Annotated in this window: 11 protein-coding genes, 2 tRNA genes and 2 pseudogenes; 7 read left to right on the top strand and 8 right to left on the bottom strand. The window is 72.9% G+C overall.

Features of this window, described 5'->3' with window-relative positions; translation table 11 throughout:
• Together ABZ934_RS24905 and ABZ934_RS24900 are read left to right on the top strand one after the other, a co-directional pair.
• Positions 1 to 222, top strand: a pseudogene (locus ABZ934_RS24905) (RNA helicase); the annotation flags it as partial.
• A 143-nt stretch (positions 223 to 365) separates the two neighbouring features.
• Positions 366 to 557: pseudogene (locus ABZ934_RS24900) on the top strand (serine--tRNA ligase); the annotation flags it as partial.
• A 466-nt stretch (positions 558 to 1023) separates the two neighbouring features.
• On the opposite strand, the gene ABZ934_RS24895 reads toward ABZ934_RS24900, so the two are convergent.
• Genes ABZ934_RS24895 through ABZ934_RS24885 form a run of 3 tightly spaced genes read right to left on the bottom strand, consistent with a single transcriptional unit; the run spans position 1024 to position 3586 of the window.
• A complete protein-coding gene (locus ABZ934_RS24895; RefSeq protein ID WP_361317133.1) occupies positions 1024 to 1935 on the bottom strand; it encodes a hypothetical protein in 912 nt (303 codons plus the stop codon).
• Entirely contained in the window at positions 1932 to 3224 is a 1293-nt protein-coding gene (locus ABZ934_RS24890; RefSeq protein WP_361317130.1) for a hypothetical protein, read from the bottom strand. Before ABZ934_RS24890 ends, ABZ934_RS24895 begins: the two co-directional genes overlap by 4 nt.
• Positions 3221 to 3586, bottom strand: a complete 366-nt coding sequence (locus tag ABZ934_RS24885) for a hypothetical protein (protein ID WP_361317128.1) — start codon at positions 3584 to 3586, stop codon at positions 3221 to 3223. Before ABZ934_RS24885 ends, ABZ934_RS24890 begins: the two co-directional genes overlap by 4 nt.
• Before the next feature lie 349 nt (positions 3587 to 3935).
• Between ABZ934_RS24885 and ABZ934_RS24880 the strand changes: the two genes are divergently transcribed.
• The gene (locus ABZ934_RS24880; protein WP_361317125.1) at positions 3936 to 4547 is read left to right on the top strand and encodes a hypothetical protein; all 612 of its coding nucleotides are present in this window, start codon (positions 3936 to 3938) and stop codon (positions 4545 to 4547) included.
• 34 nt (positions 4548 to 4581) lie between these two features.
• On the opposite strand, the gene ABZ934_RS24875 is transcribed toward ABZ934_RS24880, so the two are convergent.
• Positions 4582 to 4654 (bottom strand) — tRNA-Lys (locus ABZ934_RS24875).
• Between the two features lie 324 nt (positions 4655 to 4978).
• On the opposite strand from ABZ934_RS24875, the gene ABZ934_RS24870 reads away from it, so the two are divergent.
• The 3 genes from ABZ934_RS24870 (at position 4979) to ABZ934_RS24860 (ending at position 7852) form a co-directional block, all read left to right on the top strand.
• Positions 4979 to 5052: transfer RNA gene (locus tag ABZ934_RS24870), tRNA-Met, on the top strand.
• A gap of 179 nt (positions 5053 to 5231) precedes the next feature.
• Positions 5232 to 6404 (top strand): PP2C family protein-serine/threonine phosphatase, encoded by a 1173-nt coding sequence (locus tag ABZ934_RS24865; RefSeq protein WP_361317123.1) that lies wholly within the window; start codon positions 5232 to 5234, stop codon positions 6402 to 6404.
• A gap of 365 nt (positions 6405 to 6769) precedes the next feature.
• On the top strand, positions 6770 to 7852 hold the full coding sequence (locus ABZ934_RS24860; protein ID WP_361317306.1) for a M23 family metallopeptidase: 1083 nt from the start codon (positions 6770 to 6772) through the stop codon (positions 7850 to 7852).
• On the opposite strand, the gene ABZ934_RS24855 is transcribed toward ABZ934_RS24860, so the two are convergent.
• The 4 genes from ABZ934_RS24855 to ABZ934_RS24840 form a co-directional block, all read right to left on the bottom strand.
• Positions 7842 to 9155, bottom strand: a complete 1314-nt coding sequence (locus ABZ934_RS24855) for a PrsW family intramembrane metalloprotease (RefSeq protein ID WP_361317303.1) — start codon at positions 9153 to 9155, stop codon at positions 7842 to 7844. The two genes, ABZ934_RS24860 and ABZ934_RS24855, sit on opposite strands and share 11 nt — an antisense overlap.
• Before the next feature lie 67 nt (positions 9156 to 9222).
• On the bottom strand, positions 9223 to 10023 hold the full coding sequence (gene trmB / locus ABZ934_RS24850; RefSeq protein ID WP_361317301.1) for a tRNA (guanosine(46)-N7)-methyltransferase TrmB: 801 nt from the start codon (positions 10021 to 10023) through the stop codon (positions 9223 to 9225).
• Between the two features lie 347 nt (positions 10024 to 10370).
• Positions 10371 to 11573 (bottom strand): L-2-hydroxyglutarate oxidase, encoded by a 1203-nt coding sequence (lhgO, locus tag ABZ934_RS24845; RefSeq protein WP_361317299.1) that lies wholly within the window; start codon positions 11571 to 11573, stop codon positions 10371 to 10373.
• Between the two features lie 67 nt (positions 11574 to 11640).
• Positions 11641 to 13281, bottom strand: coding sequence for a sporulation protein (locus ABZ934_RS24840; protein WP_361317120.1), 1641 nt, complete (start codon positions 13279 to 13281; stop codon positions 11641 to 11643).
• A 655-nt stretch (positions 13282 to 13936) separates the two neighbouring features.
• Between ABZ934_RS24840 and ABZ934_RS24835 the strand changes: the two genes are divergently transcribed.
• Positions 13937 to 16219 carry an asparagine synthase-related protein gene (locus ABZ934_RS24835; RefSeq protein ID WP_361317117.1) on the top strand — a complete coding sequence of 761 codons (2283 nt, stop codon included), beginning with the start codon at positions 13937 to 13939 and terminating at the stop codon, positions 16217 to 16219.
• Positions 16220 to 16329 lie beyond the last annotated feature (110 nt).

Here is a 16329-nt window from a genome sequence, read left to right as displayed (position 1 = left end):
CGCGGTGGTGACCGTCCGTCCGGTGGTTTCCGCCGTGACGACCGTCCCTCCGGTGGCTTCCGCTCCGGCGGTGGCGACCGCCCGTCCGGTGGCTTCCGTTCCGGCGGCGGCGACCGCCCGTACGGCCGTCGTGACGACAACCGCCCCTCCGGCTCCGGTTCGACCGGCTCCTCCTTCGGCGGCCGGCGTGACGACAAGCCGCGCTGGAAGCGCAACGGCTGACGGCTGAACGCCCTCTGACGAAGACTCGGCCCCCACGGCACTCCGGTGCGGTGGGGGCCGAGCCCGTTCCCCGGCCGGGTGGGCCCTGTAGGCCCTGCAGGGCCGCCTGCGGCGGGAAACGACGAACGCCCCGTCCGGCCGCCCGCGCGAACATCCGCACCCGAGGCGAGGACGGCAAGCCCAAGCTCGTCGCCACCCTCAACGGCTCCGGCCTGCCCATCGGCCGCACCGTGGCCGCGCTCCTCGAGCAGTGCCAGCAGCAGGACGGCTCCCTCGTCCTTCCCGAATCTCTCTTCCCGTACCTCGGCTTCCGCCGTATCTCGGCGGACGGAACACGGAGGCATAACGTGCTCGTCGGCGTCTGCGACTTCCCTGGTAGCTACGCCTTTCCACCCGCCGGGTACGGCGGGATCGAACGATGGCTGTGGGCGGTCGCCGTAGGCGCCCGGGCCGCAGGCGCCGACGTACACCTCCTCGGGCCGGGCTGGCTCACGGACCTGGAGAACGACTGGGTCCGTACGCCGGTCCGCTTGGAGGACATCACCGCCGGATCGCTCGCCGAGCGCGACCTCCGCGACACCGGATATGACCTCATGGTCGTCGGGCACGAGTACCCGGGGATCGGCTGGTGGTTCGCATACCGCTCGATCATCTCGGGCGAGTAGCAGTAGAGGCGTGACCGCTTGCCGTCGCAGGGGGTGGCGGCTTGCTGGAAGACCGGCGAGTGTTGGAACGTGGCGACATCGCAGTCCAGTTCGTTCCACGTCCGGGTCCAGGCGGGCAGCGGTAGCGGTCTTGGATTCAGGTCTGTTCCCAAGGTGCGGGATCCGGACGGCGGTGCCACCACCAGCTGGCCGGGGCCTGTTCGGCGGATGAACCCGTCAGTTCCCTGCGAAGGCTTCCTGACGGGTCTTCGATTGTTGCCGCGGCAAACCGCCTGTCCAACTGCTCCAGGGCCTTGTTGAGCAGCTCGGTGACGTCACGAGGCAGGCGGGCACCGATTCCGGCGAGCTCGTCGCGGGCTTCCAGTCGTTCCCGATAGAGGTCGGCTGGATACCAGCCCGATGGCGCCCATTCGGATTCCAGTTGTCTGATGACCCTCTCCCACACGACCAGGTTGCCCTTCGCGGACCAGATGGGGCTGCCGGTGCCGTCGTCGAGGGAAAGCCGTGCCAGGGCCGAGGCGGCCTGCCGCACTTTTTCGACCGATGCTGCGAAGGCATCGGCCACGGGAGTGTCTGGCCGCTGTTCCCGTACGATCTCGGCGAATCGCGTCACAGTCGCCTTGGGGAGCTGAGGCACCGGCGCCTCAACGGCGGTGACCGTGTAGAGGGGGGGCTCGTCGTCGGAGAGTTCGAGCCGGGCACGAGTGAGAAGACCTTCCGGCGTCACTGCCCAGTAGGCACTGGGGGGTGCTTCCGAAGCGGGAAACAGGACGGTCGTCGTCGCGGCTTTCGCGAATTTCGCGGCGAGATCGCGCTCAAGCGGTTGATCAGCGACTTCCTCCTGGGCATAGATGTCCAGCGACCAGGCCACATCACCGTTGACTGCCCGGTGTTCACACGACACGGGCGCATCCCAGTTCCGGAGGTCGGGGTCGCCGTCGGGGTCGGCCACTTCCACATCGCCGGCCGCGATACCGAGGCATCCGGCAAGTGCGGCGGCCATGGCCTCGGGGCTGATGGCGTCGAGGGTAAGGAGGTTGTATGTCACGGATACGTCCCGTTGTAGATGGCCAGGGCTTTCTCGACGATGCCTGGATTGTTGGTGAATCGCGGATTCTTGGTCAATTGTGGTGCGGCACTGAGGTCCCCTTTCGCTTTGGCTATCTGCTGCAGGGCGGCGTACTCGTTCCTGTCGAGTTTCACGATGCCTGGGCCGGCGTCCGGGTAGACCCTTCCTGAACCTTCCACGCCATAGGTGCGCCCGTTCACCTGGTAGCGGTCAGTCTCCGGGACGTAGGTCGCCTTGCCGTTGGCAATGTCACTTATGTCCTGGGCGACGGATTCCTGATGGCCTCGGAGGATGACACTGTTGTTCTCTTTCACTTCGCCACTGGCCGACCCCGAGACAGTGTGCCGCGCGTTGGGTGGTTTGAGCTCTTTGCCTGCGGCTGGCCCTTTGAGCTCGCTCGGTGCCAGCCAGGGGCCTCGACCGGGACCCGACTCGCTGGCCCCGGAAGGCATCCCCGTCCGAAAGGCGTAGGGGTCGCCGGCCGGGAGTCCGTCGGGCAGACCGGCAAAAGCGGCACGTGGCCCCCCGATGCCACTCGCCAGCCCTGGAAACAGCCCAGGGAGTCCGCCGCCTTGCTGGGCGAGCTGGAACGTCTTTCCGATGCCGCCGAAGGCTCCGCCTGTAAGGCCTCCGTAGAATCCGGCGTCCTGTGCCTCGTCAAGGTTGAGGCCGGTCTGGAGGCCCGCCGCTATCTTGAGCGGTTGCGCAACGGCGAGGTCGACGGTGACGGATTCGATGCCCGCGATGGCCGCGGTCGCGAAGACAGTGCCGGCGATTGCGGCGACCTCGGTAGTGAGGGCCACGCCCACGGTTGCAGCCAGCTCGACAATGGTGGCGGTGGCTGCAGCCGCGGCGACTTCGGTGGCGCCGAGGGTGAAGAACGCCAGGGTTGTGCCGGCGACGATGACGGCGCCGGCGATCTCCAGTTCACGGTCGAGCTTCTTCTTCGCGTCAGCCACGGCATCGGCGTACTGGTCGATCCCGGCCGCCAGGGAACGGGGGCCGTCGACGAGGTCCTGGAGCCACCCCTTCTTGTCGCGGTAGTAGCGGGCCCAGAAGGGATCGGCGAAGGCGGAGATGGCCTCGCCGGTGTTGTTGTGAATCAGTGTCTGAGCGGCCTTGTTGGCGGCTGCCGCGACGTCTTCCATGTCGTCGGCGAAGGTCCGCCAGGCGTTCGCAATGTCGCGCAGCTTGCCGACGTTGGCGGCGGGCCACTCGATTCCGGTGACGTCGGTGACGATCTCCCGAACCTTGTCGCCGGTGCTCAATGCTGGAGGCCCGGGTGTGCGGGCCCCCTGTGGGGCGCGGGGACGGCCTTGTGGAACATGGCCCTGACCAGGGCATCGTTTTCTATGTGGCCGTCTGCCATGTCGGCCATTGCCGTGTGAATGCTTGCCAAGCCCTCTTTCAGGATGCCCGCGGACCCCTCGATCTTGGCGGCGATCGGCCCGTACTTGTCCTGGAACTTCTTGCCCGGGTCGTCGTCTCCCCATGCAGCCCCCGCTTTCGCCAGAGACGTACGAAGCGTGCTCAAAGCCGTGCCGAGCGCCTCGCTCTGATCGTGGAACGTCGGTGCTGCCGCCTTCAGATCGGCCGTTTTGATGTCAAGGATCTTGCCCTCGTCGCCCACCTGCGTCCCCTCCCATTGCCCTTGCAGCCATATGACCCTAACTGCGACTGATTCTTGGCAACTACGCACAGCTCAAAGAACGAGCCAAGAAGAAGAGGCGCGGCGCCTGGGGCCCCACTGTTCGGCCTGATGCCTACGCAGCAGACGCCTAGGCAGCGCCGCAGCCTCACCCCGGGCCATTTGACCAACGTGGCCGAGGTCTGCCGCGAGGCGCACAAGCAGGGCCGGCCGCCGACCGTCGCGGTCGCCGAGCACTTCGGCGTCTCGCACTCCGCAGCCGCGAAGTGGGTTGGGGCGGCGCTTAAGCAAGGCCAGTTGGGGCCCGTGGCGATGGGGTCGCGGGGATCTGTTGAGGGGGAACTGCCGGGACCAGGAACGCGAGAAGCTGCTCGGGAGTAAGTGCCCGAAGCTCAAGAACAAGCGCCACGGGGCATACAGGCTGCGGCAGGAGCTCCCGCCTACCAGCGAGGGCACGCGGCGCTCGTTCACCCGTGGCGGCTACGAGTCGAAGAGGGAAGCCCAGGCCGACCTGGACCACATACGGGCCCTGCTCGCTGTGGCCGATTCGGACGACGACGAGGGCCGCGAGCGCATCGTCGAGCTGCTGGCCAAGGTGGCGCAGGACAAGGCGCCGCTACCGGACCTCGAAGAGACGCGGCGCCGGCTGCACACCACGCAGTCCCTGACCATCAGGATCACGGTCCGCGAGTGGCTCGACACCTGGCTCGCGGCAAAGCAGACCCAGCACTCCACCATCACGCTGACTTCGGACACGTACACGAGCCTGCTGCCCGAGGTGGACAAGGCCGCCGCGGAGGCAGCCGCTCGGCTCGCCCCGCGAGCGCGTCCAGCCGTGGCCGCGAACGGGACTTCCAGCACCGCCGCTCCCGCATCGCTCCCGCACGGGGTCGGAAACGACGAAGCGCCCCGACCGGCCGAGGCCAATCGAGGCGCCAAGTAGCAGGTCAGAGGGGTTAACCCCCGCCTGCGAGCAGTAGGCCATGTCGGACTCGAACCGACAACCAACGGATTAAAAGTCCGCTGCTCTGCCAATTGAGCTAATGGCCCTCGGCGTGCTCACCCCAGAGCATAGCCGCAGAGGGGCGCGAGGCCGATCGGGTATCGACCGGAGTGGCCCTCGTGGTGTGCGGTCGGGGGCGTCGGCGGCGGCGCCGGGGTGGTCGAAGTGCGGTTCGGGGCGGGAACTTCGACCGTGGGGGCAGGTGTTCGGCCCACTGTGCGTCGTCGCGGGTGGGGGCGGACGGAGGCCGGAACTCTCCCTGCGGAACCTTTCTCCACCGCTCTGACCTGCGGTGATGGTTGGTCGAGGGGGGTTCGGGAGGTTAATTGGCAAGAGCCCTCCCCCGAATGACGTAGAGTTGTGTTTACCGACGCGGGGTGGAGCAGCTCGGTAGCTCGCTGGGCTCATAACCCAGAGGTCGTAGGTTCAAATCCTGCCCCCGCTACTCAGTACGAAGGCCCGGTTCCCTTTGGGGAGCCGGGCCTTCGTCGTTCAGGCGTCCTGTGCCGCCGTCACCCGGACGGCCTTGGTCGGGTCGCCGTACGGGCCCGGCCGGCGGGAGCCTTGGGGGGCGAGGCGGCAGTGGGCCCGCACCCCGCGAGGGACCGGGCGGCAGGAGACAGCGTGGTGGGGCGGAGCCGGCAGGACAGCGACGAGGGCGTGACGGGCGCCGGTGACGGGGTGGCCCGGCGGGTCGTCCGGACGCTGCCGTTCGTGCTGATCGTCCTGGGGTTCGTCTTCGACCTGACGTCACCCCCGAGCTACACGGGATCGCCGTTCTTCTCCGCCGCCCCGCTGATCGCCGCTCCGCTCTACTCCTTCCGGGCGACCGCGCTGACCGGGTGCGCCGCCTCGCTCGCGGTGGTCGTGCTGCGCGCCTACGCCGATACCGGGCGGCGGGCCGAGGCGCTGACCGAGCTGGCGACCGTGGTCACCGTGTCCGGGATGGCGTTGCTGATCAACCGGGTCGTGCGGCGCAGCGGAGAGCGGCTCGCCTCGGCGCGCGAGATCGCCGAGGCCGCCCAACGGGCCGTGCTGCCGACCCCGGCCGAGCGGATCGCGGGGTTGCACGTCGCCGCCCGGTACGAGGCCGCACGGGCCGACGCCTTCATCGGCGGGGATCTCTACGCCGTGCAGGACACCCCGTACGGGGTGCGGCTGGTGGTGGGCGACGTACGGGGGAAGGGGCTGGAGGCGGTGGAGGCCGTCGCGGTGGTGCTGGGCGCGTTCCGGGAGGCGGCGGAGACCGAGCCGACCCTGGAGGCGCTCGCGCAGCGGCTGGAGCGGGCCCTGGCGCGGGAGGGCGTGCGGCGGGACAGCCTCGACGCGGTGGAGGGGTTCACGACCTGTGTGCTCGCCGAGGTCCCGGCGGACGCGGAGGTCCTGCGGATCGTCAACCGCGGCCACCCCGAGCCGCTGCTGTTGCATTCGGACGGCCGGCTCGTGGTGCTCGCGCCGGGTGAACCCGCGCTGCCCCTGGGCATGGGCGAGTTGGGCGCCTGGCCCGACCGGGCGGAGGAGGGGCCCTTCCCGCCGGGCAGCACGCTGCTGCTGTATACGGACGGGCTGACGGAGGCGCGGGACGCGGCGGGGGAGTTCTACGACCCGGCGGCCCGGCTCCGGGGGCGGGTCTTCCCGGGGCCGGACGCGTTGTTGGACGCGCTCACCAGCGATGTGCGCAGACACACGGGCGGCGGTGCCTCGGACGACATGGCGCTGTTGGCCGTGGGCCGTCCGGTGCGGGGCCAGCCGGACCGCCGCCGGACGGTGCCGGTGGTGCGGCGCGGGGGCGGGTAGGCGTCGGGGTCCGATCGCCCCGGCACCGATGGATGTCACCCACGGTGTCCGGGCGGCATCCATGGGTGAGGTGGGGTGCGGGGGGTGCGGTTCGGCCGGTGTGGCGCGAAGTAGTAGGTCTCGGGCCGAGTTCTGCCCGTCATGAACACCAATGGCTGAAATGCTCCGGGCAAGGCTGTGCAGGGGGTGGCCGATTGGGTTAACGATCAATCGCTACAGCTTGGAATCACTCCCCCGCGTCTATTACCGTTCGATAACGCAGCGCGGTCGTCCCAGCCGTCGCAAGAGACGGCGCCGTGCGCGTTCCCGCCCATGAGGAGTGTGCCCCCGTGGCCTCCAACTCGCCTGCCCACGAAGGCACCGACATCCAGGAAACGCCCACCGCCGGCGCCTGGGGCGAGTGGAACCCGACCGAGGACTCGGCCCGGCCGGTGCGCGGCAAGCACCGGGTGCCCAAGCCGCGTGGTGGACTGGCCCGCAGCTCGACCGTCCTCGGAGTCGGCGTCATCGCGGCGGTCGGCGCGGGCGGCATCGCCACCGCCCAGGACCGGCCGCAAGCCGCCATATTCCTGCCCTCGTTCCCGGATCTGTCGGGCGGAGGCGCCACGGACGCGGGCGCGGGCTCCGGGCACACCGCCGGAGCACCCGCCGCGGCGCCGGCCGCCCCGGCGGGGGAGCAGGGCCAGGGGACGGTCCTCGGGCACGTCGACGCGGGTGAGGCGCTGCGCCACCGGATCCTCCAGCAGGCCGAGTCGCAGCAGGACGCCGCCGAGGGCCAGGCCCGGGCGGATGCCGAGCGGGTGGCGCGCGAAGCCGCCGCCCAAGAGGCCAAGGCGCAACGGGAAGCGGCACGGAAGGCGGCCGACGAGGCCCGCGCGGCGGCGGAAGCCCGGACGGCCGCCGAGAAGGAAGCCGCGGAGAACGCGGCCGTCGAGCAACAGGCGGCGGGGCACGCGGGGCAGGCCGGCCAGGCGGGGCACGCGGGGCAGGCCGGCCAGGCCGGAGCGGCCCACACGCCGGAAGCGGGAACGGCGGCCGTGGCGAGGTCGGCCGGCGGCTACGCGCTGCCGACATCCGCCTACACCCTCACCTCCCACTACGGGGACTCCGGTTCCATGTGGTCCTCCGGCCACCACACCGGTCTCGACTTCGCCGCGCCCACCGGTACGCCGGTCAAGGCCGTGGCCGGCGGGACCGTCGTCTCGGCAGGCTGGTCCGGCGCCTACGGCTACCGGATCGTGCTCCGCCTCGATGACGGCACGGAGATCTGGTACTGCCACCTGTCGTCCATGTCGGTGACCTCCGGCACGGTCGGCGCCGGCGACACCATCGGCCGGGTCGGCGCGACCGGCAACGTCACCGGCGCCCACCTGCACCTGGAAGTACGCCGGGGCGGTTCCACGGTGGACCCGCTGGCATGGCTGACGTCCAAGGGGCTCAACGTCTAGCGTCCAAGGCCCCGGTGGGCGAGGCGTCGGTGTGTGCGGCGTGGCTGTGCGAGGCGTCGGCGTCCGGAGTCCCGGCCCGCGCCGGTCGGGGGCCCGGTACGACGAGCGGTCGGGCCGGTACCGGGACGGGGTCGAACCACGGCGGCAGGAGTTCCTCCATCACCGCGGCCCGGGCGAGAGCGGGTCCGGCGGTCGCCCGGCGCAGCCACAGGCCGCGCAGCAACTCCCGCTCGTGCAGCGCGAAGTCCCGCTCCCGGGCCGGGCCGCCGCGGCGGGCGCGGTGGCGTAGCAGGGCCAGGGCGGCGGCGTCCGCCTCGTACAGCGCGACGGCTCTGCCCGCGGCCCGGCCACCGGTACGCCGGGCCAGGGAACGGGCCAGCGACCGGGCCGGGATCGAGGCCAGGGCCGGCACCTCCGCCGGACCGAGCCAACCCGCGGCGGCGTACACCGCCAGCTCGGCGCCGACGGCCCGCAGTCGGCGCTGCCGTATCCGCACCGCCAGCCACAGCAGCAGCCCGAACGCCGGGACCATCACGCAGCCGTAGACCACGTAGAACCCGTACTCCCCGAACCGGGAGGAGCTGTTCCACAGCGCGTGCAGGCACATGGCGGCGGTCAGTCCGAGCAACGGCGGTCCGATCCGGCTCCGTCGGCGCCGGCCCAACGCGGCCATGCCGAAGCCGAGTCCGGTGAGGACCGTGAACAGCGGGTGCGCGAACGGCGACAGCACTATCCGTACGAAGAAGGTCGCCGCCGTGACGGAGTCGAGCACGCCGGTGCCGTCCGCCACGTCCTCGTCGAAGGCGTTGCCCAGGTAGAGGATGTTCTCGGTGAAGGCGAAACCGGTGGCGGTGAACCCGGCGAGGACGAAACCGTCGGCGGGCCCGGCCAGCCTCCGTCTGCGGAATACGAACACCAGCAGCAGGGCCGCCGCTTTGGCGCTCTCCTCGACCACGGGGGCGATCACCACCGAGCCGAGCTGATCGGCATCGGAGGGGTCGGCGGTGGCCGCGGCTATCCACTGGGTGGCGAAACTGTTGGCCAGTATGGCGATCAGCGCCGCGGCGCAGGCCCCCCAGCCGCAGCAGAACAGCAACTGCCGCCAGGGGCCGGGTGCGGCCCGCCCGAGCCACCGGAACGCCGCCATGAGCGGCGGCACCGGCAGCACGGCCAGTCCGAGACCCACGCAGAACCCGGCCGTGCCGGTCTGCTGCCGTACGAGTTCGAGGATCGCGACGCCGGGCGCGGCGAGCAGGACGACGAGCACGCGCGTACGGACCGGGTCCGACGGACGTGCGAGCACACCTGAGAGCGCTCGGTACTCCACGTCATCACCCTAGCGAGCCGGTCTGACACAAGGAGTGACGTTGTCAGTTCTCCGTGCGACGGAAGAGCAAGTCGTGTACCACGTGCCCCTTGTCGAGGCCCTGACCCTCGAAGCGGGTGAGGGGACGGAAATCGGGGCGGGGCGCGTAGCCGCCGCCCGGCTCGGTGTTCTCGAACCGCGGGTGCGCGGTGAGCACTTCCAGCATCTGTTCGGCGTACGGTTCCCAGTCGGTCGCGCAGTGCAGGACCGCGCCCGGAGCCAGGCGGGTGGCGGCCAGGTCGAGGAACTCCGGCTGGATCAGGCGACGTTTGTGGTGGCGGGCCTTGGGCCAGGGGTCGGGGAAGTAGACCCGCAGCCCGGCGAGGGAGTCCGGCGGCAGCATCTCGCGGAGCAGGATGATGGCGTCGCCGTTGGCGACGCGGACGTTGGTCAGCCCGTTCCGCTCGGCGAGGGCGAGGAGGTTGCCCTGGCCGGGGGTGTGCACGTCGGCCGCGAGGATGCCGGTGCCGGGGTCGGCGGCGGCCATCTGGGCGGTCGCCTCGCCCATCCCGAAGCCGATCTCCAGGACGACGGGGAGGCCGTCGAACATCGCCTTGAGGTCGATGACCCCGTGCCCGTCGATGTCCAGGCCCCAGGTGCCCCAGAGCCGCTTAAGGGCTTCGCCCTGCCCCGTGGTCACCCGGCTGCGCCGCGGCTGGAAGCTGCGGATGCGGCGCTCGTGGTGCGAGCCGGCCGGGTCGGGAGCGGGCCCGTCGGGGAAGCGGGGCTCGGTGCGCCACTTCGGGGGCGTGTACGAGGCGGCGCCCTCTGCGGGGGCGCCGGCGCTCGGCGGCTGGGGGTTCAGGGACTCAGACACAATGTGTCGATTCTACGACCCGGCCCCCGCCCCCTCCGCGCCGTCGCCCCGCCCCCGCCCCCGAGGGGAGTCGCTTCCGGGGCCGGCCCCCGCGGGAGGAGGGGTCCTGCGGCTCGGCGGCAGCCGCCGGGGCGGCGGTACTGACGGGCGGGGTTCCCGGCAAGGCGCGGTTGCCCGCTTCCGGCGCGGCGCCCCGACGGGCGGCTCCACGCGGCCTGTACGGCCCGGCGCCCTAGCCGGGCGGTTGGGGAAACCGGCGTCATCGCCGTTCACGGCGGTCGGCGGCGGCCCCGCCGTGCGGGCCCCACGCGGGTTCCAGCCGGGCCCGCGCCGGGTCAGCTCGTGGCGAGGGCCGACAGGGCGCGGCGGGCGATTTCGCGGCCGATCGGCAGGGAGGCCGTCGCCGCCGGTGACGGGGCGTTCAGGACGTGCACCGTGCGCGGTGCCTCCCTGATCAGGAAGTCGTCCACCAGCGTGCCGTCCCGCAGCACGGCCTGCGCCCGCACCCCGGCCTGCGCCGGGACCAGGTCCGCCGACGAGACCTCGGGCAGCAGGCGCCGCACCGCCTCGGTGAAGGCCCGCTTCGACAGCGAACGCCGGATCTCCCCGGCCCCGTACCGCCAGTGCCGCGCGGCCATCCGCCACGCTCCGGGCCACGCCAGCTCGTCGGCGAGGTCCCGCGGCGAGGCCGTGCCCCAGCCGTACCCCTCCCGCGCCAGCGCCGGCACCGCGTTCGGCCCGACATGGACCCCGCCCCCGATGCCCCGGGTCAGATGGACCCCGAGGAAGGGGAACGCCGGGTCCGGTACCGGATAGACCAGCCCGCGCACCAGGGACGGCCGGGCCAGGTCGTAGTACTCGCCGCGGAACGGGACGATCCGCATCCCGGGTTCGTCACCGGCGAGGCGGGCGATCCGGTCGCACTGCAGCCCCGCGCAGTTCACCAGCACCCGGGCGCGCACGACCGTCCCGGCCGTTGTGCGGACCGCCACCCCGGTCGGGCGGCGAGAGATGAGGTCCACCGCCCCGCCGTAGACGATCTCCGCGCCCGAGGACTCCGCCAGCTGCGCCGCGACCCGCCCGTAGTCCACGATCCCGGTCGTGCCGACATGGATCGCGGCCAGGCCCCGCACCTCCGGCTCGTACTCCGCGATCTGCGCCGGGCCCAGCTCCCGCACCGGAATGCCGTTCTCCCGGCCCCGCTGGACCAGCGCGTGCAGCCGCGGCAGCTCGTCCCGCTCCGTGGCGACGATGAGCTTGCCGGTCACCTCGTGGGCGATGTCGTGCTCCGCGCAGAACTTGACCATCTCGGCGGCCCCGCGCACCGCGAACCGCGCCTTCAGCGAGTCCGGGCGGTAGTAGATCCCGCTGTGGATCACGCCGCTGTTGCGGCCCGTCTGGTGCCGGGCGGCACCGGCCTCCTTCTCCAGGACGGTCACCCGGGTGCCCGGGGCCAGGCGCGACAAGGCATGCGCTGTCGACAGACCGACGATCCCGCCGCCGATCACCAGCACGTCACAGTCCACGCCCACGCCCATGCCCACGCCGCCGCCCAAGCCGACACCTCCCACCCCTGCATACTGCACTCCGCCACCGACAACGCGGCTAGGCGGGTGTCACCAGCAGCGGCCGGGCCCGTTCGCGCAGTTCCGCGACGCGCGGTTCGTCCCCGTACGGCTCCAGCCGGTGCAGGAGGTCCCGTACGTACTCGTTCGTCCGGGCGGAGGAGATCCGGCCCGCGACCTCCACCGCCCGGGTGCCCGCCGCACACGCCGCGTCGAGGTTGCCCGACTCCAGCTCGGCGACCGCGCTCACGACCAGGCGAAGCCCGTGCGAGCGCACGTACTCCTCGGTCGGGCGGGAGAGCGCCTGCTCGGTGAAGCGGCGCACCTGCCGGGGGAGTTTGAGGTCCCGGTAGCATTCCGCCGCATCCGCCGCGAAACGGTCGTACGAATAGAAACCCAGCCAGGTCGGGTCGGGGTCGCCGTCCCGGGCCCGCTCCAGCCAGCCCTCCGCGGCCCGCAACGCCGACCCGGCCGCCGCCGAATCACCCGCCTTGGCGTGCGCCCGCGCCTCCACGAGCCGGAAGAAGCTCATGGTGCGGGCGGTGGCCAGGCCACGGTTGCGTTCCACGGCCGCCTGGGCGAGGTCGACGCCCTCGTCGGGGAAGTCCCGGTAGGTGGCCTGGAGGGACATGGAGGCGAGCACGTACCCGCCGAGCGGTACGTCGGCGGCCGCGCGGGCGAGCCGCAGCGCCTGGATGTAGTAGCGCTGGGCGGCCTCCTGCTGACCGGTGTCGAACGCCATCCACCCCGCCAGCCGGGTCAACTCGGCGGTCGCCCCGAACAGCGCGCGGCCCACCTCGTCCGTATACGAACCCAGCAGCAGCGGCGCCGCGTCCACGCGCAGGCACTCCGGCACCATCGAGGAACGCCAGTCGCCGCCGCCGTACTTGGAGTCCCACCGGCGGGCGTCCTCGGCGGCCTCGCGCAACTTCGTCACATCGCTGTGCCCGACGCGCTGCGGGGAGGCGTCCGAGAACCCGCCGCCGCCCGAAGCCGCCGTCCCCGCACCCCGGACCGCCGCCCCCGAGCTCACCGTGCCCGCGCCCGTGGCCGCTTCGACGCCCGGTTCGCGCGGGGCGTGTGGGGTGCGCGGGCCCTGCCGCGCCGGCGCCGACGACCCGGCCGCCACGACGGGCTCCGCCACGACAGGCTCCGCCGCGGGGGTGGGCCCCACTGCCGCGTCCCGGGCCGGTCCCGCACCGCCCGGTTCCCGCGCCACCGAACTGTCGGCAGGGGATATCAGCCAACGCGAAGCGGGCGTCGCGTACGCCGACACGGCGAACGAACCGGCGAGCGACTGCCAGATCCCGCCGCCCCCGCGTCTCCCCGCCAGGTCCAGCCGGTACAGATCGGTGGCCGACCGCACCGCCGCCCCTACGTCGCGCGGGAAGGACAGCCCGACCTCCGGCGCCGGGTCCGCGTCCGCCAGGCCGATCTCGTGCAGCGGCACCGGACGACCCAGCTTCGCGCCGATGGCGGCGGCGATCAGATGTGGCGCCGCGCCCTGCGGCACCATCCCCTTCGACACCCAGCGGGCCACGGACGTCTTGTCGTACCGGAGCGTCAGGCCGCGCTGCGCGCCGAGGTCGTTCACCCGCCGGGCCAGCCCGGCGTTGCTGATGCCCGCCAGGGCGAGCACGGCGCCGAGCTTCTCATTGGGCTCGCGGAGCTCCCTGGACATGCGCCACCCCTCGTCACACGCGGAACGCAGACGCCGCCGGGGCATAGGCGCCCGGCATTTCGTAAACCCAGCGTAGTTCCCCGCCTCCCAAGCGTTAAGGCCCCGACTTCCGTATGGCGAGATTGTTGTCCGCACGCACAGTCGGGAGGGGACCCGTACCCGGGGCGCACGCGTCAGTGCGTGCTCCGGCCGTGGTGCCGTGCGCCCGGCCGTGCGCTCTGGCTGCCCGCCGGGCCCGACGATTCGATGTCCGGTGCGTGGGTCGGCCCGCCGCGCGGATCCCGTGGGAACCGGGTGGGCCGGGGGATGCCGCTGCCTCAATCCCCGCGGGTGGCGGAACGGCACGGGGGGCGGAACGCGCCCCCCGTGCCGCGCCCCGCCGACGGTCCGTACGGCCCGTCGCGGGCCGTCACGGCCCCTCAGCACGGCCGAAGAATGGCCGAAACCGACCTATGGGACGGTGGGAACGGAACGCCAAATACCGTGTGTCGGGGGCGCGTTCGTTTGCATGTGCGCCCCCCGAACCCCTCTCGCACGCCATGTCTCGTGGCAGCATGGACCCCGAGCCACCCGGGGCCCCGGACGGTCGCGCCCGCACGCCGACCGCACTGCCCGTGCCCCGGTCATGTGCCCACAGGCTGGGGAGGCGGCGGCGTTGCGCTGGTTGGTCGGGTGGAGCAGTATCGCCGCGAGCTTCGGCACGGCCGGAAGGGTCTCCGGCCAGGGCGTTTCCGGCTCCGGGTCCGCGTACGGGTCCGCATACGGGACCACGGGCGGGACCACGGGTGGGTCCCCGTACGGCTCGGCGGCCCACACCTCCACGGCGTACGGCTCCACCGCCGGGACCCCCTACTCGGACACCCCCCGCGGCGGCCTCGCGGACGCCGCCTACCCCGACGACCCGGCCGCCCACGACGCCGAGCGGACCGTCCACCCCGTCGGGGCCCAACTCCTGTGGGGAGACCCCGACCCGCTCTGGGCCGTCGGCGACTGGCGCCCCGACGAGATCCGCACCATCACCGCCGACCCCGCCGACCCCTTCACCCGGCTCGCCGTCCTCGGCTGCTGCGGCGCCACCGACGCCGAACTGCGCCGCGCGCTGTACGCCGCCCGGGGCGGGGCCCTGCGCCACCTCACCCAGTGGTCCGGCAGCTACACCGCCGTCGTCCAGGCCGGCCGCCGGATCACCGTCCTCGGCGACCTCGCCGGCGCCCGGCCCGTCTTCTACACGCCCTGGGCGGGCGGCACCGCGTACGCGACCGCCGCCCTCCCGCTCGCCGACCTCATCGAGGCGCAGCTCGACATCGGCCATCTCGCCGCCCTCCTGGCCTGCCCCGACAGCCCCGAGGCCCTGGGCGACGGCACACCGTACGTCGGCGTCCGCCGCATCCCGCCCGGCCACACGCTGATCCTGCGCGAGGGCTCCCGGGAGATCACCGGGTACGAACCGGTCGCCTCCCTCGCCGTCGCCGCACCCGAGAGCGACCCCGAGCGCGCGGTGGAGGGCGTACGGGAAGCTTTGGTCGACGCGGTGCGCGCCCGGCTCACGGCTCCCCGGCATGCTCCCGGCACGCCGGCTCCCGACCCCGGACCGGTGCCCGGAATGGGCCCCGCCGACCGGCGCGCGGCCCGCGGCGCCCCCGCCCCGGTGCCCGGAGTCGGCGCCGACCTCTCCGGCGGCAGCGCCTCCGCTACCCTGGCCCTCCTCGCCGCCGGCCTGCCCGGCGTACCCGGGACCCTGCCCGGAACCGGCTCACGGCTCCTCGCCGTCACCTTCAACGACCTCGCCACGCCCCGGGGGCGCGAGGCCGAACTGGAACGCGCCCACGCCATCGCGACCGACCCGCGCCTGCACCACGTCGTCGTGGCCGCCGCCGAGGAAGCCCTCCCGTACGCGGAACTCGACGGGCCGCTCACCGACGAGCCGGGCCCCTCGCTCGTCTTCGCCGCCCGCGAGCGGCGCCGGTTGGCCGCCGGTTCCGCCGACCACTTCACCGGGCACGGCGCCCGCCAGGTCCTCGACGCGCACCCGGCCCGACTGGCCGACCTCCTGATGGACCGTCGCAGACGCCACCTGCTGCGCCCGGTCGCCGCGCTCGCCCGCACCGCGTCCGGCGACTCCCACTCGCTGCTGGTGCCGCTGACCGTCTACGCCGCCGCCCGCCGGCTCGCCCGTACGTCGTACCGCGCGGGCATGGAAGCCGCCGCCGCCCGGCTCCGCGAAGGGGCGATCACGGCGGCCTCCGGCGGGCCGGTGGACGCCTCGCTTGCCGCCCTGACCTGGTCCCGGCCGGGCCCGGCGGCGGGCTGGCTGACCGGCGAAGCCCTGACGGAAGTATCGATCCGGCTGGCCACCGCCGCGGGCCGGCCACCGCTGTCCCTGCGCCCGGGCGAGGCCCGGGCCCGCGCCGCCCTGACCCGGCACGCCGCCGACCACCGGGTCTTCGAGCAGGCCGTGGAGGTCCGCAGCCAGCGTCTGCACGCCCCGTTCCTGGACAACCAGGTCGTACGTGCCGCGCGCGCCCTGCCGGAGTCCCTGCGGGTGCAGCCGGGTGCACGGGCCGCGATCCTGCGCAGCGTGCTGTCGGCCTCCGGGGTACGGGAACTCCCGCCGGGCTGGGGCGTGAGCTCCCCCGAGCCGAACGAGACGGCGACCCACCTGGGGCTGCGCGCCGCCCTGACCTCCCTGCTGTCCCTGTTCACCGCCCCGTTGCTGGCCGACGCCGGGCTGATCGAGGCCAGGGTGGTGCGCCAGGCCCTGCACGACGCCGCGGACGGCCGGCCGGTCCCGCTGGACGGGCTGGCGGAACTCGTCTCGATGGAACTGTGGCTCCGCCGGCTCCTGGCCCGCCGCGGCACCTGCTGGACGGGTACCTCCACCCCCCGCCGCCGCGCAGTCCCCACCGGCCTCCCCACCCGCCGCCCGGCCCTCTCCTGACGGCACCTCGACTTCCGCCCCGCCCACGCCGTTTCCGCGGGGCCGCCTGCTCGGGCCGCCTGCTCGGGCCGCCCGTCTCCGGTGCGCCCCACTCCGGCCTCGGGGCCCAC

This window comes from Streptomyces sp. NPDC046557, from assembly GCF_040645975.1.
GTDB lineage: Bacteria > Actinomycetota > Actinomycetes > Streptomycetales > Streptomycetaceae > Streptomyces.
This window is presented reverse-complemented; position numbering and strand designations above follow the sequence as displayed.

What these genes read in the sequence shown, in the direction of transcription:
- lhgO (WP_361317299.1), bottom strand. Translation starts at nt 11,573, where the DNA reads ATGGGCGTGGGCGTGGACTGTGACGTGCTGGTGATCGGCGGCGGGATC.
- ABZ934_RS24840 (WP_361317120.1), bottom strand. Translation starts at nt 13,281, where the DNA reads ATGTCCAGGGAGCTCCGCGAGCCCAATGAGAAGCTCGGCGCCGTGCTC.